The 15,040-nt window shown below is 72.2% G+C and carries 30 protein-coding genes; 4 read left to right on the top strand and 26 right to left on the bottom strand.

The features are described from left to right. Position 1: 1 nt before the first annotated feature. The 5 genes from RLT59_RS23865 to RLT59_RS23845 form a co-directional block, all read right to left on the bottom strand. On the bottom strand, positions 2 to 664 hold the full coding sequence (locus RLT59_RS23865) for a nuclease-related domain-containing protein (RefSeq protein ID WP_311305291.1): 663 nt from the start codon (positions 662 to 664) through the stop codon (positions 2 to 4). Next, positions 661 to 1,740, bottom strand: coding sequence for a hypothetical protein (locus RLT59_RS23860; protein WP_311305290.1), 1,080 nt, complete (start codon positions 1,738 to 1,740; stop codon positions 661 to 663). The genes RLT59_RS23865 and RLT59_RS23860 overlap by 4 nt, the downstream gene beginning before the upstream one ends. Positions 1,741 to 1,925: 185 nt before the next feature. Then, the gene (locus RLT59_RS23855; protein WP_311305289.1) at positions 1,926 to 2,369 is read right to left on the bottom strand and encodes a hypothetical protein; all 444 of its coding nucleotides are present in this window, start codon (positions 2,367 to 2,369) and stop codon (positions 1,926 to 1,928) included. A 179-nt stretch (positions 2,370 to 2,548) separates the two neighbouring features. Then, a complete protein-coding gene (locus RLT59_RS23850; RefSeq protein WP_311305288.1) occupies positions 2,549 to 2,671 on the bottom strand; it encodes a hypothetical protein in 123 nt (40 codons plus the stop codon). Next, positions 2,668 to 3,045 carry a hypothetical protein gene (locus RLT59_RS23845; RefSeq protein WP_311305287.1) on the bottom strand — a complete coding sequence of 126 codons (378 nt, stop codon included), beginning with the start codon at positions 3,043 to 3,045 and terminating at the stop codon, positions 2,668 to 2,670. Before RLT59_RS23845 ends, RLT59_RS23850 begins: the two co-directional genes overlap by 4 nt. A gap of 198 nt (positions 3,046 to 3,243) precedes the next feature. Between RLT59_RS23845 and RLT59_RS23840 the strand changes: the two genes are divergently transcribed. Both RLT59_RS23840 and RLT59_RS23835 read left to right on the top strand, forming a co-directional pair. Next, positions 3,244 to 3,573: a hypothetical protein gene (locus RLT59_RS23840; RefSeq protein WP_311305286.1), complete on the top strand. Its 330-nt coding sequence runs from the start codon at positions 3,244 to 3,246 to the stop codon at positions 3,571 to 3,573. A gap of 94 nt (positions 3,574 to 3,667) precedes the next feature. After that, a complete protein-coding gene (locus RLT59_RS23835; RefSeq protein ID WP_311305285.1) occupies positions 3,668 to 3,889 on the top strand; it encodes a hypothetical protein in 222 nt (73 codons plus the stop codon). A 76-nt stretch (positions 3,890 to 3,965) separates the two neighbouring features. Here the strand turns inward: RLT59_RS23835 and RLT59_RS23830 are convergent, their stop codons facing one another. From RLT59_RS23830 to RLT59_RS23760, 15 genes are all read right to left on the bottom strand, one after another. After that, positions 3,966 to 4,442, bottom strand: a complete 477-nt coding sequence (locus tag RLT59_RS23830) for a hypothetical protein (RefSeq protein ID WP_311305284.1) — start codon at positions 4,440 to 4,442, stop codon at positions 3,966 to 3,968. Between the two features lie 164 nt (positions 4,443 to 4,606). Further along, a complete protein-coding gene (locus RLT59_RS23825) occupies positions 4,607 to 5,209 on the bottom strand; it encodes a hypothetical protein (RefSeq protein WP_311305283.1) in 603 nt (200 codons plus the stop codon). Positions 5,210 to 5,233: 24 nt separating this feature from the next. Further along, complete coding sequence (locus RLT59_RS23820) at positions 5,234 to 5,581, bottom strand: hypothetical protein (RefSeq protein ID WP_311305282.1); 348 nt, start codon at positions 5,579 to 5,581, stop codon at positions 5,234 to 5,236. Then, positions 5,578 to 5,955: a hypothetical protein gene (locus tag RLT59_RS23815; RefSeq protein WP_311305281.1), complete on the bottom strand. Its 378-nt coding sequence runs from the start codon at positions 5,953 to 5,955 to the stop codon at positions 5,578 to 5,580. Before RLT59_RS23815 ends, RLT59_RS23820 begins: the two co-directional genes overlap by 4 nt. 173 nt (positions 5,956 to 6,128) lie before the next feature. Further along, the gene (locus RLT59_RS23810) at positions 6,129 to 6,689 is read right to left on the bottom strand and encodes a hypothetical protein (protein WP_311305280.1); all 561 of its coding nucleotides are present in this window, start codon (positions 6,687 to 6,689) and stop codon (positions 6,129 to 6,131) included. Between the two features lie 89 nt (positions 6,690 to 6,778). Beyond that, positions 6,779 to 7,189, bottom strand: coding sequence for a hypothetical protein (locus tag RLT59_RS23805; RefSeq protein ID WP_311305279.1), 411 nt, complete (start codon positions 7,187 to 7,189; stop codon positions 6,779 to 6,781). Then, positions 7,186 to 7,344 (bottom strand): hypothetical protein, encoded by a 159-nt coding sequence (locus tag RLT59_RS23800; RefSeq protein WP_311305278.1) that lies wholly within the window; start codon positions 7,342 to 7,344, stop codon positions 7,186 to 7,188. Before RLT59_RS23800 ends, RLT59_RS23805 begins: the two co-directional genes overlap by 4 nt. Continuing rightward, complete coding sequence (locus RLT59_RS23795) at positions 7,341 to 7,796, bottom strand: hypothetical protein (RefSeq protein ID WP_311305277.1); 456 nt, start codon at positions 7,794 to 7,796, stop codon at positions 7,341 to 7,343. Before RLT59_RS23795 ends, RLT59_RS23800 begins: the two co-directional genes overlap by 4 nt. A gap of 232 nt (positions 7,797 to 8,028) precedes the next feature. After that, positions 8,029 to 8,235 (bottom strand): hypothetical protein, encoded by a 207-nt coding sequence (locus tag RLT59_RS23790; protein WP_311305276.1) that lies wholly within the window; start codon positions 8,233 to 8,235, stop codon positions 8,029 to 8,031. Between the two features lie 17 nt (positions 8,236 to 8,252). Then, entirely contained in the window at positions 8,253 to 8,741 is a 489-nt protein-coding gene (locus RLT59_RS23785) for a hypothetical protein (protein ID WP_311305275.1), read from the bottom strand. Then, positions 8,738 to 8,968 (bottom strand): hypothetical protein, encoded by a 231-nt coding sequence (locus RLT59_RS23780; protein WP_311305274.1) that lies wholly within the window; start codon positions 8,966 to 8,968, stop codon positions 8,738 to 8,740. Before RLT59_RS23780 ends, RLT59_RS23785 begins: the two co-directional genes overlap by 4 nt. Next, positions 8,968 to 9,141, bottom strand: a complete 174-nt coding sequence (locus RLT59_RS23775; protein WP_311305273.1) for a hypothetical protein — start codon at positions 9,139 to 9,141, stop codon at positions 8,968 to 8,970. Before RLT59_RS23775 ends, RLT59_RS23780 begins: the two co-directional genes overlap by 1 nt. Then, a complete protein-coding gene (locus RLT59_RS23770) occupies positions 9,138 to 9,638 on the bottom strand; it encodes a hypothetical protein (protein WP_311305272.1) in 501 nt (166 codons plus the stop codon). The genes RLT59_RS23775 and RLT59_RS23770 overlap by 4 nt, the downstream gene beginning before the upstream one ends. A 2-nt stretch (positions 9,639 to 9,640) precedes the next feature. Continuing rightward, complete coding sequence (locus tag RLT59_RS23765) at positions 9,641 to 10,081, bottom strand: hypothetical protein (RefSeq protein WP_311305271.1); 441 nt, start codon at positions 10,079 to 10,081, stop codon at positions 9,641 to 9,643. After that, the gene (locus tag RLT59_RS23760) at positions 10,078 to 11,556 is read right to left on the bottom strand and encodes a hypothetical protein (protein ID WP_311305270.1); all 1,479 of its coding nucleotides are present in this window, start codon (positions 11,554 to 11,556) and stop codon (positions 10,078 to 10,080) included. The genes RLT59_RS23765 and RLT59_RS23760 overlap by 4 nt, the downstream gene beginning before the upstream one ends. 136 nt (positions 11,557 to 11,692) lie before the next feature. Between RLT59_RS23760 and RLT59_RS23755 the strand changes: the two genes are divergently transcribed. Further along, entirely contained in the window at positions 11,693 to 11,890 is a 198-nt protein-coding gene (locus RLT59_RS23755; protein ID WP_311305269.1) for a type II toxin-antitoxin system prevent-host-death family antitoxin, read from the top strand. A gap of 15 nt (positions 11,891 to 11,905) precedes the next feature. After that, positions 11,906 to 12,367 (top strand): hypothetical protein, encoded by a 462-nt coding sequence (locus RLT59_RS23750; RefSeq protein ID WP_311305268.1) that lies wholly within the window; start codon positions 11,906 to 11,908, stop codon positions 12,365 to 12,367. A 217-nt stretch (positions 12,368 to 12,584) separates the two neighbouring features. On the opposite strand, the gene RLT59_RS23745 is transcribed toward RLT59_RS23750, so the two are convergent. From RLT59_RS23745 to RLT59_RS23720, 6 genes are all read right to left on the bottom strand, one after another. Further along, entirely contained in the window at positions 12,585 to 12,908 is a 324-nt protein-coding gene (locus RLT59_RS23745) for a hypothetical protein (protein WP_311305267.1), read from the bottom strand. 76 nt (positions 12,909 to 12,984) lie between these two features. Then, complete coding sequence (locus RLT59_RS23740) at positions 12,985 to 13,224, bottom strand: helix-turn-helix domain-containing protein (RefSeq protein WP_311305266.1); 240 nt, start codon at positions 13,222 to 13,224, stop codon at positions 12,985 to 12,987. A 17-nt stretch (positions 13,225 to 13,241) separates the two neighbouring features. Next, positions 13,242 to 13,580: a hypothetical protein gene (locus tag RLT59_RS23735; RefSeq protein ID WP_311305265.1), complete on the bottom strand. Its 339-nt coding sequence runs from the start codon at positions 13,578 to 13,580 to the stop codon at positions 13,242 to 13,244. Then, positions 13,577 to 13,831 carry a helix-turn-helix domain-containing protein gene (locus RLT59_RS23730; RefSeq protein ID WP_311305264.1) on the bottom strand — a complete coding sequence of 85 codons (255 nt, stop codon included), beginning with the start codon at positions 13,829 to 13,831 and terminating at the stop codon, positions 13,577 to 13,579. Before RLT59_RS23730 ends, RLT59_RS23735 begins: the two co-directional genes overlap by 4 nt. Before the next feature lie 458 nt (positions 13,832 to 14,289). After that, positions 14,290 to 14,538, bottom strand: a complete 249-nt coding sequence (locus RLT59_RS23725; protein ID WP_311305263.1) for a hypothetical protein — start codon at positions 14,536 to 14,538, stop codon at positions 14,290 to 14,292. Then, on the bottom strand, positions 14,519 to 14,863 hold the full coding sequence (locus RLT59_RS23720) for a WhiB family transcriptional regulator (RefSeq protein WP_311305262.1): 345 nt from the start codon (positions 14,861 to 14,863) through the stop codon (positions 14,519 to 14,521). Before RLT59_RS23720 ends, RLT59_RS23725 begins: the two co-directional genes overlap by 20 nt. Between the last annotated feature and the right edge of the window lie 177 nt (positions 14,864 to 15,040).

Below are 15,040 nucleotides of genomic sequence, written 5' to 3'. Positions count from 1 at the left end.
GTCACTTCCTTCGGTACGGCTTGAAGAGGCGAGCGGCGCGCTGGCCGGGGTGTTTACCGCAGGCGCCCTTGCTGCGGCCGAGGGACCGGAGCACGGGCACGAGGCGTTCGGCCGGGACGATGCGGATGCCGTCGATCACCAGCTCGCCGCCCTCGACTGGTGCGCCCTCCATGGACACGACCGGGATCACGGGGCAGCCGAGCGCTTCGGCGACGGAGCGGGCCTCATGGCGGATGCCGCGCAGCCGCTCGGTGACGTCGCGGTTGCCGTGCAGCAGTCGGCCACCGACGACCCTCAGCCGGTACCGGGCGGACCACAGCTTGCTGTCGACCACGAAGACCACTCCGGTCAGCGAGATCACCAGGTGATCGACGTTCGCCCAGCCGGTGAGCAGCGCACGGTCGTGGAGGACGGTCCAGCCCTGGCGGGCCAGGGACTTGAGGCGGGCTGCGGTGGCCTTCTCCCCCGCAGCCCCTGCGGCCCACTGCTGCGCCTGGCGGCCACGGGCGGTCTGGATGCCGACCAGGTCGGCGAGGCGGACCAGTGGAGTGCGGAGGCGGCGGGCCTGAGCGGCGGCCGAGGAGCCCGCGCCGAGCCGCTGCCGCCCGCCTGGGAAGTACCAGACGGCGACAACGAACGCGACCAGGACGAGCGTGTGGGTCATGAGATCTTCCGGGTCTTCCGAGTCGGGTCGACGCGCTGAGCCGTGCGACGGACGGTGTCCGCGAGGTTCGGCTTGTCGGGGTGGCCGGCCGCGAGCACCGCGGTGACGAGGTCCGCGTCCTTGACCTCCGCGTCGGCGGCGATCTCCTTGCGGCAGATCGCAGCGATGGCCGGGCGGCTGATGTCGGACACCGGCGGAACCGGGGCCTGCTGCTCGACCTCCTGCTGCTCCGCCGGAGGGACCGAAGGGACTGAACTTCCAGGGTCCGCAGGAGGGGTGACGGGCGCGGTGGCCGCGGGGACGACGGGCGGAGCAGGGGGAGCGGCGGGCGCGGCGGGTACAGGCTCTGGAGCGTGCTCGGCTGCTGCCTCGGGGAGGCTCCGCGCCGCCTCGGCGCGGGTCAGCATCGCGTCGGCGGCCTGGAACTCGGCGCCTCCGACGGCCCGCTGGTACGCGGCCCGCCGGTTGAGGCGGCGGACCCGGCCGGCGAGCAGTGAGCGCCCAGCGAGCCGTTGCTCCTCGTCCTGGACCCAGTGCGCGACGCCCTCGTCAAGCGGGACGGCATACTCGCGGAGCAGCAGCCACCACGAGCCCTTGGCGACCAGGTCGACGCACGCGCCGAAGGCGCCCGCCCACTCCTTGTGGAGCGTGTGACCGTATGCGGCGACGGCGCCCATGCTGAGCAGCAGGAAGAGCCACCCGGCGACCTTCGCGGGGCGGGCCCGGTCCGGGGCGGTCCGGTTCAGCCACTCGATGCCGAGGCAGTACAGCCACGCGATGGCGAACACGCTGCCCATGCCGTACGCGACGACCTCGGGGACGAGCGGGTTCAGGAGACCGCCGAGGCTGGCCGTTCCGCCCGCAATGGCGATGGTGGTGAAGCCGATCGCAATGCCGGTCACGCCTTTGAGGATCAGCTCGTCCCACTCGCGCGGCGGGACCGGCTCCCACCCGTCGTACCCGACCCGCCGGGTAGAAGAGATGCCGTCGATCACGGTCGTCTCATTGCGGAACAGCCGCACCTTGCGGTACTTCACGCCTTCGATGCGCGGCGGCTGGGTGGTGGGATCGGTCATCGTGCTCCAGCTCCAGACGTGGGTCAGCGGGCGATGAGGTAGGTGACAAGGACGAGGGGCCAGACCATGGCCAGGACGTAGAGGGCGCGCATCGCTGTCCCTTCCGGGGCGGGCCGGCTGGTCCGGACCTCTCTGCCGCCCCCAGCCCTCCGGGGCTGGAGCTGGGGACGACAGGGAGGTCCGGGTCAGCCGCAGTGCAGGGCGTCCAGAGACCGCCTCGTGACCTCGGCCGGATTGGTGCCGGGGCTCGCCTTCGCCACCACGGAGATGCACCGCCCGGCGACGCCGGTGAACGTGAGCGGCCCGGCGTACGACCGGTACAGGCCCTCGTCGGAGTTGGCCTTGCTGGTGCCGACGACCGTGGCCCACACCTGGAGGTAGCGCCGCGACGTCTTCTCGGACACCGTCTTCACGCAGTTCGTGCCGCCATGGGCCGGCGAGTAGTAGATCTCGATGTGAGAGGAGCCGTTGAGCCGGTACGTGCCGACCCTCACGCCGGGGCAGCCGCCGGTCGGTGGGGCCAGCGGGTCAGCCGCGGCCGGGGTCGGGATCAGCAGGGATGCGGCGAGTGCGATAACGGCCGGGGCGGCGACGAGGGCGGTGTTGGTGCTGATGCGCTTGATGTTCATCGGGTTCTCCAAGGGGATTTCGGCATGGCTGGATGGCGCCGTGGGCAGCGCGAAGAAGGGGTGCGCCGCCCACGGCGTCCTTGAGGTCGGGTAGAGGTGCTGCCGTCAGCGCCCGTAGTGCTCGCGGAGGCGGTCGCGGTCCGCCCACGTCTGACCGGCGCAGAGCCAGTTGAGGCCCTTCACTTCTGGCCCCTCGCCCTCTCCGTGGCGACCTGCTCCTCGCGGTCGACCTGGGCCCGCGCGAGGAGTTCAGCCGCGGTGGCGTTCGCGTCCTGGTCGACGGGGGTCGTCTCGGCGCTCATCGGCTCTCACCGGCCTGAGGCTGAGACGGGATCGACGCTGGCCTCGGGGCGGGGATCGTCGGGGTCACCCGCTCGTTGTCATCGCTCGTCCACTTGTCGACGGCGCGACGCAGGCACAGAGCGAACTCGCCGCGCGTGATGCCGGCGGGCACCTCCGGCATGGCCGCGAGGGCTGCCTTCGAGAGGGCCTGGCCCGAGCCATCCGAGCGGCGCTCGACGAGGCGGTACGCCTCCGCGCCGACGCTGACGAGCAGGCTGTGCTGTTCCAGGACGGCGGTCGGAGTCGTCTCGGTGAAGTGGTCAGCGACGGCAAGCAGCACGCTGGTGACCCACTTGTCGACCACAGGGGTCGTCTGATCAGTAATCTGGTCCATGTGCGTCAGCTCCTGTTACAGGCAGGTCTGGCGTGGCCCCCGGACGGCGTTCTCTAGGCCCCGTCCGGGGGCCGACTTGTACTTACGGGATCGGCGGGCGCCGACCTCGCAATACAAACCCTAGGGCTTGTCTCTGGACATGGCAAGCCCTAGGGTTTGTGTGGTGTGGTCGTCCCGCGAATCAGGAAGGAGCGGGGCGTGTCTGACGATCAGGAGGAGGTGACGCCAGAGGTGACCAAGGTGCTGGAGGCCATCGCGGCGTTGTCGGAGATAGAAGACGACGCTGCCTGTACGTCCGCCGTCTCCGAGGTCTTGCGCCGATGGCCCGACCTCGGGTCCGACCTGCGCAAGCTGCGGGAGAAGCGAGTCAACGCCCTGCGGAACGAGCAGCGAACGTGGCCAGAGATCGCCGCCATCATCGGCGGTGTAACCCCGGAGCGTGCGCAGCAGATCGGCAAGGGACTGAGCGGGGCGACGCGAAAGAAGGCGGCAGCCAAGAAGGCGGCCGAGGCGCAGCCAGAGACGTGAGGCGGCCGAGCGGTGCTCAGACCGCCCGGCAGGCTCTGGCTGGATCGGCCGGCTCGCCGTAGCGTGCCGTCTGTCGATCATCGGAGGTCCGCACATGCGGCTGGAGTGGCTGGCCGTGCAGGTCATGGACGGGCTGCCGTCCGAGGAGGCGCGGGCGGCGGTGCAGGGCCTGCTCGTCGAGATCGCCGGGCATCCGGCGTGGTGGCCGGAGCCCGGCGGCGAGGAGACTACCGACGCATTCGGCGCCTTGTGCTGGGTCTCGTACGTGACATATGCCGACGGCCCAGAAGTGCGCGACATCGGGTGGGCGGGCTGACGCCACACGACGCCCCTCTCCCAGGGTGCAAGAGCAGAAGAGAGGGGGCGTGGTCTCCGAGCAGTCTCCGGGTGGGTCAGGCGCCGCGTCCGCCCCCGGCGGCCACAGCAGCGGCCAGGCTGATCCATCCCTTGTGCCATGCCTGGTCGATCAGCGGGCCGGCCGCCGGGTCGCCCTTGAGCCACTTCGTCTTCCCGGCCGCGTGTGCGGCGCGGACGAGGAGCGGCGCGTCCTTGCTGTCGTCGGGCCAGTGGTCGTTGCAGCGGTCCGCGACGTAGTGCGTGATGGCGGACACGAGGAGCGCGGCCCCGGCGCGGCGCCAGTTCAGGCCGAGCCGGAGGTACCGGTCGGCTGCGTAGAGCGCGAGGCCCTGCGTGGCGGTATACGAGGCGACGTGGCGGGCGCAGGCGACGGCGCCGGCCGGGCCGTGCTTGCCCTTCGCCGTGGCGTCGGCGTCGCGCTGGACGATGTAGTCGCCGACCTCGTGGGCCGCGGTGAGGGCCGCGTACGCGACGGCGGCCTGGACGGCGGCGGGCTGGTGGTGCGTGTTCACGGTGGGCTCCTTCTCGGTGGATCTCCAGGGTTGCCGCGGTGGTGCGGCGGCAGTGCCCAGCGCTGGGCACTGCGTGCGTGGCGTCCCCCACGCGCGAGAGCGGCCCTTCGTCCCCGCGTCGGGGAGGAGGACCGCTCTCGGTGCCCGGACGGTGTCCGGGCTGGTCAGGAGGCTGTCCGCTGTCCGGTAGTCCGGGTGGGAGCGGGGAAGCCGGCGGGTGGTGGCGGGTCGACGTCGGTCGACAGGAGCATCTGCACGCCGGGCTCGACGGTGTACGGGCCGGGTTCGGTGACCGAGCGCGGCCAGAGGACGGTCCGGGGCGCGGGGCAGCTCTCGCCGAGCGCGATGGTGCGGTGCTCGGGGCGCTCGGGGAGGCCCGGGTGCTCGTCGAGGTCGAGGCGCTTCCAGAACGGGACGAGGGCGTAAAGCTGGCCGTGCGGGCTGCGCGACCACAGGTCGACGGCGACGTACGTGCCCCGCCGCTGCCACAGTCCTTGCGCGACCGCGAGGGCGGTGTCGGCTTCCTCGTGGTCGTCGGGGACGGTGAAGCCGACGAGGCCGGGCATCCGCTGTTCGTCGCGGCTGACCGTCGTGCCGAGGTACGGGTGGCGGGTCCGGTAGACGTGCACGAAGGTGATCGGCGTGCCGAACCGGTACGTGACCGCTTGGTCGTGGTCGGGGGGGTGGTCGCCGTCGTACGGCGTGATCCGCACGGCCGCGCAGGGCGCGTAGCTGGGCGGGGCCTCGCTGATGTCGTCGTTGCTCACGGAGGTCCTTCGGTGTCGGGCGGTTCAGCGGCGGCGCGGCGGCGGCCCGTACGGGCTCGCCCAGGCCGGCCGGTCGCGGACGGTGGCGACCTGGCGGGCGACGGGCTGGAGCGCGCGGGCGAGTTCGGCCATCGCTGCCGCTGCCGCCTTGGCCACAGGGCGCATCGCCTCCATGAACGTGCGGATCGGCGCCATCGCCTCGGCGAGGACGGCGTGCGCCTCGGCGACGACGAGGTGCGTGTGCGGGCCGTCCTCGCGGCGGCGGCGCTGGGCAACGGCGGTCGCCGCGTCCTCGACGCTCAGTCCGTGGGTGCGGACGAGGCGGCGGATCAGCACCAGCGCGGCGTGGGCGCTGGCCTGTTCGGGCGTCATGACGTCGGGTCCTTCCGGAGGATGCTCGGGGGCAGGTCGAAGGCATCCGTGATCGAGGCGCGGACTTCGGTGCGGTGGTCGATAAAGCCGGGTGGTTGGTGCGGCGTGGTGCCTTCGTGATCGCTCCACCGGTAGCGGGTGCCGTCCTGGGCGTCACCCATATGCTGCGGAGATCCGAATTCGTCGCGGTCACGGCCGTTGTGGCTGGCCGCACGCCAGCAGGTGACCGTGCCCTTGGCCGTGCTGGACCAGACCGCGGTGCAGCGCGGTTCACCGGCCGGGGCAGGCCCGCCTGGGTCGCCTCCGTCGGCGGTCTCGCGGGCGAGCAGGGTGAGCGCTTCGGCGAGTGCTGCGCCGAGGTGGCGTCGGGGCACGCGCGCGTTATACGCGAACCGGACCCCCGACGGACTGTCCGCAGGGGCGGCGTCCGGACGCGTCCGGACGGTATCCGTGCTGGTGGGGAGGGGGCCGCAGTCGATCGTCTCGCCGATATCCGCCGTTGTCCGGACGATCCCGCTCTGGGCGTCCGGACGGCTGTCCGGGCTGTTCATTCGGTGGTCGCAGTGGTGTAGGCGGTGGGGCCTGCCTGGATGTCGGGGCGCTCGTGCAGCGGGATCGGCACGGCCGACGTGTGCTGAGGGTTGGGCTCAACGGGGCCCTGCGGCGGGACGAGGAGCGGGCGGCCGGGGCGGGGCAGCCACATCGGGTGGTCGAGGCGGACCAGGAGGTGAAGCATCTCCGTCAGCTGGTGTGCCATGTACGCGGCGCACTCCGCCGACAGGTCGAGCGCCCACCCGGCGTGGGACTGCTGGAGCGCGTACGCGATCTCCTGGTTGGTAGCCGGGCGGGCACCAGGCGTCGGGTTCAGCGCCTCGTCCCACTGGAAGTCGCAGCGCTGGCACTGCCGTTCCAGGCGCTCCGGGAGCGGGCCGCGCATGTCGGTACGGCCGTTGTACTCCCACAGGCCGCGCGGGCAGGCCGGCCGGAACCGGGTGAACGCCTCACTGTCGGAGCACTTCACGCACACGGTGCTTTCCCCGGAGAACGGCGGCAGGCCGTCGGTCTTCTCCGCGACGGCCGCGGTGCCGGGCTGGGTGGGCTGGGTCATCTCGGATGTCCTTTCGCTGGGCGACAGGGGGCAGGGCACCGCACGAGGAGCTGCCGCGCCTCGTGCGGTGCCGGGGGATGGTAGGGGGTTCAGGAAGGGCCGGTTCCGCACCTGCGCGCGTGTTCGAGGGCATCGCGGCAGTTGACGGTCCGGCAGCCGTCGGCGACGTAACAGCCGTGGACGCAGCGCGGCCGGTTGTGCTCGGGCTCGACGTCGCGCTGCGGTGCCTGCCGGGCCGGCGAGGTAGGCCGCTTGTGCCAGCCGGTCGGCTCGTCCTGGGTGTCCGGGTTCCACGCGGCGACGTGCTCGGCGACCAGCTGGGGGTCGCGCGGGTAGCACCATGCGTGGTCGTAGGCGCCGAGGCCGTCCTCTCCGTGCGGGACGGCGATCAGCCGGATGTTGGAGCCCTGCCAGATCCACAGGTAGCGGTGGGTGGCGTCGGCGCTCAGCTCGAAGCCTTCCCAGTGCGTGTCGAGGATGGGCGGCGAGTGCAGCTTCACGGGTACATCCCTTCGGGGGTGGCGGTCGGGGGTGGCAGTTCGGACCAGCCGAACGGCGACTCGTCGCGGTCCTGCACGCAGACGACGGCCAGGAGCAGCGCGATGTGCAAGAGGCCCTCGATCGGTGCGACCGGGACGGGCGAGGACTGGTTCACGTCGTGCCCTCCCGCTTGCGGCGCTGCTCCAGCACCAGGTGCTCGGCAGCGGCAACGGCCATGCCGTACACCGCGGTGATGGCGTCGCTCAGGTCGCTGGTGCCGTTCCGGTCGGACGGCTCGACCACGGCCCAGAACAGGGCGTGCGCCGTGTCGCGGTCGCGGTTCGCCCACGCGGTGATGAAGCGGGCAGCGAACCGGATCGGCGGCGGCAACATGCCGATGTCGCCCTCCCCGTCGGGACCGACGACGGTCCCGTAGAAGGTGTCGGGGCCGTTGGCCTCGCGGGCCTCCTTCGACGCGGTCTCGGCGAGGGAGGCGAGGAGCGCGAACGTCGAGGCGGGGCCGGCGTCGACGAGAGGCTGGAGGGCGTCCAGGCCGCCCTGGTGGTCGCCGGTGACGCCGAGGGCGAGCGCCTGAAAGATTGCCGCCGGGTCGGGAGCGGGCATCATCGGGCCGGGTCCTTTCATCAGTCCGCGTAGGTCATGCGGTGGTCGTGGGCGCTGCACTCGCAGGCGCAGGTGTGCGAGCGCGCACAGGGGCAGGGCTCGCAGCAGTAGTGGGTGCCGCAGTCGCGGCACAACGGTCGGTTGCAGTCCTCGCAGGAGTCCACGGGGGTCCTTCGGTCGTACGGTGGGGGCCAGGCCGTCCGCCCCGGGTCGAACGGGGCGGACGGCCGTGCCGTTACCAGCAGCGGTCACAGGTGCAGTGGACGCGGAACAGCCGACCCGTGCTGTCGCGGTAGCTGCTGCGGCAGCCGGCCGGGCTGGGCCAGTGCGGGACCGGGTAGCCGGTCTGGCACTGCGGGCAGTCGGCCGGGCGCGGGTCGCGGTCCTGGATGGACTCGACCTCGCCGCGGGTGAGTTCGGGGACGACGTACGTGGTGCTCACGGTGCTCTCCAGCGGTGTCAGTAGTCGGTCGGGCGGCTGGCGCCGCACTCGACGCATCGGTTGTCTCGGAGGTAGTGATCCCGCTTGCAGGGATGGCAGCGCCACAGGAGCCCGGCGCGCAGAGCGACACGAGCGACCGCGTTGATCTCGGTGGTCGTGGTCGCCGTGGCCAGCAGGTTCGTCACCACCGCCGTCTGCGCCTCGGTTTCGAGTTCGGCGACCAGCAGGGCACTGGGCGGGGGCGGGCCGGTGGGCGCGGGGTCGAGCTGCCCGGAGGCGGCCAGGCACGCGGCGACGACCACCGAGTTCGGCACCTTGCTGCGGAAGTCGACGGTGGGCCCGTCCGGCACGTCGAGGTCGAGGGAGCAGCCCCCGGCCTCGTTGCTGATCTGCCAGACCGCCCCGGAGGGGTGCTTGAGGATGCCGTGGCCGAGCCGGCCGGGAGTGCCGGTCCATCCGGCGGCTTGCAGGGCCGCGGCGACGGCGAGGCGGGATTCGATCGTCACGGGGTGATCTCCAGTTCGTTCAGGGGCTGTTCGCTGTCGATGCGGGCGTGGAGTTCGCGGAGGCGCGTCAGGGCGCGGCCGTCGCGGCGGTTCAGGGCTCGGCGGGCCGGTGCGGGGAGCGCCGCCCAGCAGCCGCCGCACAGGTACCAACGGGCCGGCTTCGGGGTCCGGCACGCGCGGCACGGCGTCGCCGTGTACGCGCCGCGCGGCAGGGACTGGCCGGTCATCAGGCGCCTTCCGGGACGAACGGGGGCTCGCCGACGCCGAGGCAGCGCTCGCCGGTGGAGAACCCGGCCGCCGTCATGCCGTTGTGGCGGCCAAGGATGCCGTCCTTCGTGAGCTGGTAGTCCAGCCCGCACACGGGGCACTCGCCGCGCGGCTTCGGTCCGACGGTGCTCACTGTTCGCCCTCCGCCGAGTCCAGGTACGCGTCGTACAGCTCGGCGACCTCGTCGGCGTGCTGGATGATCCACGCGGCGGCGGATTCCCGGGCGACGTCCTCGCGGGCGCCGGCCTCCTGGAACCAGACGGCGGCCAGGGAGTCGATCGCGCCGCGCGCCGGACGGTCGACGGCGGGCTCGTCGCCGACGGGCTCCCAGCGGGCGACGATCACGGGCCGCTGCTCGACCTCGACGGCCTCGACGGTGGCGCCGAGCCAGCCGTGGTTCTCCGGCGGCGGGCCGACCTCGTAGTGCCCCGCCTCGACCTGCGCCTCGTACGTCACCCCGTACGTGCGGCCGTCGTCGTCACGGAAGACGCACCGCCGGACCTGGCTGTACTTGCTCATGCTCACGTGCTCGTCGACGAGCACGGTCTCGCTGTACTTGATGTCCTTCGGGCTGTCGGGCGGAACGCCCAGGTCGGCCAGCTCGTGGACGGTGAACTTTCGGGTGGGCATGGTCAGTTCTCGCTTTCGTCGTCGTGCGGCTGGGCGGGGATGCCCCGCCGCTGGTCGGTGGAGGGGTGACGGCCGCTGAGGGCGACGGCCCGGGTCACCGCTTGCGGGCCGAACCGTTCGGTGGCCGCGTCGTAGCCGTGCTCCTGGAGGACGCGCAGGACGTCACCGGGCACGAAGTCGTCAGGGACCGGGCGAGCCGGCCGCCTCTGCTGGGTGCCGCACAGCAGGCACCCGTTGTCGGCGGTCGGGTCGACCGGGCCGCCGGGGTGCCGCAAGCAGCGGTTTGCCCGCACCTCGCCCTGCGCGGAGCGGATCAGCGACCGGGCCCGATCCAGCTCGGCGCCGATCGCGGCGAGCGTGTCGTCGTTCACCTCGTGCCGGGCAGCGAAGTCGCCCAGGGCCCGCAGGGACGCCCCCAGCGGGGGCAGGAAGTCGGGGTTCACGCGTCTACCGCCTGTCGCTCGTTGGTGCCCCGAGCAGCAGGGGCGGCGGGCCGGGGGTTCCGGTCCCGCCATCCGGCCATGTGCTGGCCAATGCGGTGGTCGAGCATCGCGCCGTACATCCCGGCGCGGCCGAGTTCCGCGCGCAGCCGCCCCTCCTCGGCGGCCCGCGCCTCCTCCCACTCGGCGACGGCGGCCTGAGCAGTCGTCAGGGCCTCGGTGTCCGCCTCCAGCAGGGCGCGGGCAGCAGCAATGCCCCGCTCGACCTCCCGGCGCTCCTCGGCCCGCTCACGACAGTTGCGGCAGTCGCCGCCATCGATGAGCTGCCCGTCCTCGCATCCCGGGTCCGGGCAGTCCTGCGCGAGGATCGCGGCGGCGAGCCACGAGTTCCGGTTCTTGATCCGGTCGCAACCCTCCGGGTTCTCGAGGTTTCGGCGAGGAGCCGTGCATCCGGAAGCCGTGCAGCGGTCGCAGCCGCGGTAGTCGGCCGCCGCGCGGTCCTCGGCGTTCTCGCCGTACCAGCGCCGGTTGATCCGGGCGACAACCTGCTCCGGGGTCCGGCGCGGGATGCCCGCCGCCGCGTTGCCGTCGAGCAGGTCGTTGATCGCACGGTGCAGCCCGGGGAACAGCTTCGTTCCGGGGCGGGCAGCGGCGGCCGGGATCGCGGCCCGCACCGTCTCGAAGCCGGGCGACTCCTTGCGGGGCCGGGTCTTCGTTGTGGCCGTTCGCGGTGACGTCTTGCGCTGAGTGGGGAGCTTCGTTCCGGACGCGGCGGAGCCGCCTTCGGCCTGGTCGCTTTCGTCCGCCGCGCTGTCGCTTTCGTCCGCACGCGCACAACCACCTGCAGTTTTGCCTACGGCGTCAGGACCAGCGTCTTTGTCTTCTCCCATCGTCTTCTCACCCACCGTGTTCTTAGAGACTCGGGGGTTCTCCGGGTCCCGGGAAACCCCCGAGTCGGGGCTGACCTGCGATGATCCGGTGCCGTCATCCCGTTTCCCGACTCCGGGATTTCCCGGAGTCGGGGAAGCCTTCCGTGACCGCTTCCGGGGCTGCGCCTCGGCCAGCTTCTTGCGCCTCGCGGCGACCTTCTTGATCGCGGTGGCCGTGGGCTCGATGACCTCCGCCCGCCGGACCGCGGGGTCCTCTTCGCGGATGGCGGCGAGCAGTTCGTCAACCTCGACGTCGGTGGCCGGCGGGGCGTACACGGCCATCTCGGTACGCCACTGGTTTCCGGCGCCCATCACGCGCACCTTCACCACGTAGCGGGCGACCTGGAGCATCCCTATGGCCTTCGCCATCGCGTCTTCGCCGTAGCCGTACTGGGCGCCAATGTCGGCGAGCGTGATGTCCCAGCCGTCCTTGTGGCGCAGGAACACGGTCAGGAGCCCGAGCGCCGTCAGGTCCAGGTTCGGGGAGTCGTCGACGGTCTCGTTCGGCACCTGCGCGAACCGGGGCGGGCGACCGCTCCGCTTCCTCATGGTGTCTCTTCTCGGTTGTGCTGTCGGGTGGTGGGAGTCAGGCAGAGCGGGCGGGAACCCGGGGAGGATCAAGATCCGTCATGTGTACACTAGCGTACGTTCGCGAGTCCTGGCGTACATGAGTTAGCCTCTGCGTATGCCTGCGAACACAAGCGCCGAGATCGGCGTCCGCGACCTGCGGACCCAGCTGTCCGACGTCCTGCACGAGAGCACCGTCCGAGGCCGCATCACCTACGTGACCAGCCGTGGGCGCCGGGTAGCGGCGATCGTTCCCGTGGACATCGCGGAGGCAGCCGAGGAGGCACAGCAGCCGGGGGCCGAGCCCTCGGCCTGACCGAGGAGATCGCCCGTGGACATCGCTAGCCGCAGGACGGCCTTGCACCGGCTCTACGACCAGTCGGGAGGGCTGCTGTACATCGGCATCTCCCACCAGCCCGACGTCCGATTCGCCCAGCACTCGACGGACAAGCCGTGGTGGTCGGATGTTGCCCGGCGTGACGTCCAGTGGCACGCAGACCGAGCAACGGCCGCGCAGGCCGAAGCGGAAGCAGTCCGCCGTGAGAACCCCGAGCACAACAGGACTTACTCGCCGCGACGCCGCTACAGCGCGCACGACAGCGTGGCCGGAGACGGCGTGCGCGAGTTGTCCCTCACCCTTGCCCGCGCCCAGTTCACGACGCTGATCGAGGACGCCCGCGAGCGGGATCTCGTGACCGCGCTGACCGTGCGCGGGCGTCGGCGTATCTGCCTGGTGACGCCGGAGTTCTACGAGCGCGCCATGAAGGCGCTCGGCGAGCAGCCGGCTTCCTGACGACCGATTCACCACAGGCCGCCTTCCACCGGGGCGGCTTCTTCGGTGTGCCCGGGGGCCCACGTCACGACCTCCCCGCGCTCCTCGGCGAGAGTGGCCGCCGACCAGCACGGCGTGCACAGGAGCCTCTGTAGGCCGTCTCGGCGGGACCGGTGTGCGGACAGCGCGCGGTCGTACCCGCAGCACTGGCACCGGCCGACCGACGGGACGGGCCTGCTCATGACTGCCCCCGGCCCTTGAGCCGGTACGCGGCCAGGTCCGATACGCCCGGCGGCAGCACCCCGGGCCGGGCAGGGGCAGGGGCAGGCGCGCGCCGCCTGCCGGGGCAGGTGACGACGTGCGGCATGTGCAGCCGCTCCCACCCCTTGAGAGGCAGCTCCTCCGACGGGCGGCGGGACCGCTGCGTGCCGGTTCCGTCGCGGTAGACCGCTGAGTTCCCGTCCGGGGACGGCTCGGAGTCGACGGCCAGACGCTTCCCGGCGTCCGTGACCGTCCACAGCACTTCGCGGCGGCACTCGGCGCAGATCGAGAGTCGGCGCACCTGCGTCCTTCCATGGGCGGTTGTGCCAGTGCCGCCCCGCCGAAGAGGTGGAGCGGCGAGGCGTGATGTCAGCGGGTCAGTGCGGGTGTGGTCGGCGGGTGTCGCCGCGGGGGCGCATCACCACGCCGCCCTCGGCGAGGAACCGCTGGACCGAACCGAAGGGCCGGTCGAACTCGGTGACGAGGTCCCGGATCGACGACCCGGCCTCGTACCACTCGGTCATTTCGCGAACGACCTTCTGGCGGGCCTCCCCGACCAAGAGGGGCCGGTACTTCTTGCCGTCAGCCCCAAGGCGGGTCTCGGTGGTGGACTTCACTGTGGTCGCCTTTCGGATCAGTCGTCGCAGATGTCGAGGTCGTGGTGGCCGCGGTGGCCGTGCGAGCGCTTCGTCTTCGTCGGCGTCGGCTTGTACACCGAGGGCGCGTGCGGCACCGCCCGGCTGTCCGGCTGGGCCGGGACCACGGGGGCCACCGGCGCCTTGCGCGCGGGAGCGGCGGGACGAGGCGCGGCAGGTCGGGGCGGGGCGGGCTTCTCCGCCGTAACGAGCGCGAACCACTCGTCGTCGCAGTCGGTGTCGTCGTCACCGGCGACCTTCATGCAGCCGGCCAGGACGAGGAGCAGCAGCACGACCAGGGCGATGACTCCGCCGATGACCGCGTGGCGGGCGGTCATCCCTGGGCCTTCTTCGCACGACGGTTCCGGGACCGGAGGCTGACCTTGGCCTCCAGCAGCAGCGTCCGAGTCAAGCCGTACGACAGATCGTGCTTGGCGGCCAAGTCCCGGATCGAGGCCAGTGCCCCGTAGCCCGTAGCGAGGTCCTGGCGCAGCGTCTCGCGCTCCTCGCCACGGTGCCTCGGGCGGCGCTGCAAGTTGTTCCGGGCGCCCCGCCGTTCCTGCGGAGGAGTCGTCAGGTCGGTGCTCATCGTGCGTTCCTTCCGTGGGGTTGATGTGTCGGGCGGCGCGAGCGTCCAGCTCGGCCGCGTAGGTCACCAGCGCGCGCAGCGACTCGGCCCGCTCGTCGCGGGAGGCGCCGGCCGCCGCCGCGACGAGCGCGGTGACGAGGTCGTAGTCGTGGTTGGCGTAGGCGGTCACCAGCCGGGCGGCGAACAGCCGGGCCGGGCGCCCCTCCGCGTCGCCGAGCTGGTCGAGCGCCCATGCCTCACCCCGGGCCGGGTCCGGCCGCCGGTACAGGACGTGGAGGGCCCGCACCGCGTCGTCGGCCGCCACCCGGCACGCGGCCAGCAGGTCGAGGGCGTCGCCCCTGTCGGCGATCCGCCCGGCGACGTCGTGGACCAGGTCCCCATCGCCGCGGTGCGCCGCTTCGAGGACCTGCCGTGTCCAGAGCGTCAGCAGTCCCGGGCTCAGCACGCCCGCCCCCTGCTCACAGCTGCCTCTGGCCGCTGTAGACCTGGATGATCTGGTCGATCTCGGCCAGTGCCGCTTCGGCACAGACTTTGTCGGCCGGGGACTTCTTGGAGTCCCGAAGGTGCGTCGGCGCACCGCAGTACCGGCACGGCAGGGCCTGCTCGTCGAAGTGCCAGGACGCGGACCAGTCGAGCAGCCCGCCCGGCGGCAGAGCCGGCTTCCGCCCGGGTTCTCGTACCGCACGCTTACGCGGCCGTGGTGGCATCGGCCTTCGCCCTCTCGCGCTCCTGGCGGCGCTGCTTCTCAGCCGCCCGCCGTGCCTGGCGCAGGAGTTCGGCGCGCTCGCCCTCGTCGAGGCCGCCCCACACGCCGTAGTCCTCGCGGTGCGTCAGGGCGTGCGCCAGGCACGCGTCGCGGGCCGGGCACTGGTTGCAGAACGTCTTGGCGTAGGCCGCGTCCAGCGCGGCGGGCACGCCGCCCTTGCCGGAGAAGAACACGCTGGTCTCGACGCCGACGCACGCTGCGTCGTCGCTCCAGTGCCGGGCACGGGGCAGCGTCGTGTGGTCGGTGGGACGGGGGACTCGCGGCATGGTCTGCTCCTTGCATGTTCGTCACGTCCGGGCATGTCCGGCCAGAAGTCGGCGGGCATGTCCGGACGGTGTCCGCGCAGGTCACGGCTGGGGGGGTGGACAGCAAGGCCGGTATGTCCGGCGGGCTGTCCGGGTCCTGTCCGGACGCGTCCGGATGTGTCCGGCGGCGCCGGGGAA

Source organism: Streptomyces sp. ITFR-6, from assembly GCF_031844725.1.
GTDB lineage: Bacteria > Actinomycetota > Actinomycetes > Streptomycetales > Streptomycetaceae > Streptomyces.
Note: the sequence above shows the minus strand (reverse complement) of the source record. Positions and strands in the feature narration are given on the sequence as shown.

Excerpts from the sequence above, each read along its gene's own strand:
- RLT59_RS23865 (WP_311305291.1), bottom strand. The coding sequence starts at position 664 with ATGACCCACACGCTCGTCCTGGTCGCGTTCGTTGTCGCCGTCTGGTAC.
- RLT59_RS23860 (WP_311305290.1), bottom strand. The coding sequence starts at position 1,740 with ATGACCGATCCCACCACCCAGCCGCCGCGCATCGAAGGCGTGAAGTAC.
- RLT59_RS23855 (WP_311305289.1), bottom strand. The coding sequence starts at position 2,369 with ATGAACATCAAGCGCATCAGCACCAACACCGCCCTCGTCGCCGCCCCG.
- RLT59_RS23850 (WP_311305288.1), bottom strand. The coding sequence starts at position 2,671 with ATGAGCGCCGAGACGACCCCCGTCGACCAGGACGCGAACGCCACCGCG.
- RLT59_RS23845 (WP_311305287.1), bottom strand. The coding sequence starts at position 3,045 with ATGGACCAGATTACTGATCAGACGACCCCTGTGGTCGACAAGTGGGTC.
- RLT59_RS23835 (WP_311305285.1), top strand. The coding sequence starts at position 3,668 with ATGCGGCTGGAGTGGCTGGCCGTGCAGGTCATGGACGGGCTGCCGTCC.
- RLT59_RS23820 (WP_311305282.1), bottom strand. The coding sequence starts at position 5,581 with ATGACGCCCGAACAGGCCAGCGCCCACGCCGCGCTGGTGCTGATCCGC.
- RLT59_RS23810 (WP_311305280.1), bottom strand. The coding sequence starts at position 6,689 with ATGACCCAGCCCACCCAGCCCGGCACCGCGGCCGTCGCGGAGAAGACC.
- RLT59_RS23795 (WP_311305277.1), bottom strand. The coding sequence starts at position 7,796 with ATGATGCCCGCTCCCGACCCGGCGGCAATCTTTCAGGCGCTCGCCCTC.
- RLT59_RS23780 (WP_311305274.1), bottom strand. The coding sequence starts at position 8,968 with ATGACCGGCCAGTCCCTGCCGCGCGGCGCGTACACGGCGACGCCGTGC.
- RLT59_RS23770 (WP_311305272.1), bottom strand. The coding sequence starts at position 9,638 with ATGCCCACCCGAAAGTTCACCGTCCACGAGCTGGCCGACCTGGGCGTT.
- RLT59_RS23760 (WP_311305270.1), bottom strand. The coding sequence starts at position 11,556 with ATGAGGAAGCGGAGCGGTCGCCCGCCCCGGTTCGCGCAGGTGCCGAAC.
- RLT59_RS23755 (WP_311305269.1), top strand. The coding sequence starts at position 11,693 with ATGCCTGCGAACACAAGCGCCGAGATCGGCGTCCGCGACCTGCGGACC.
- RLT59_RS23735 (WP_311305265.1), bottom strand. The coding sequence starts at position 13,580 with ATGACCGCCCGCCACGCGGTCATCGGCGGAGTCATCGCCCTGGTCGTG.
- RLT59_RS23730 (WP_311305264.1), bottom strand. The coding sequence starts at position 13,831 with ATGAGCACCGACCTGACGACTCCTCCGCAGGAACGGCGGGGCGCCCGG.
- RLT59_RS23725 (WP_311305263.1), bottom strand. The coding sequence starts at position 14,538 with ATGCCACCACGGCCGCGTAAGCGTGCGGTACGAGAACCCGGGCGGAAG.
- RLT59_RS23720 (WP_311305262.1), bottom strand. The coding sequence starts at position 14,863 with ATGCCGCGAGTCCCCCGTCCCACCGACCACACGACGCTGCCCCGTGCC.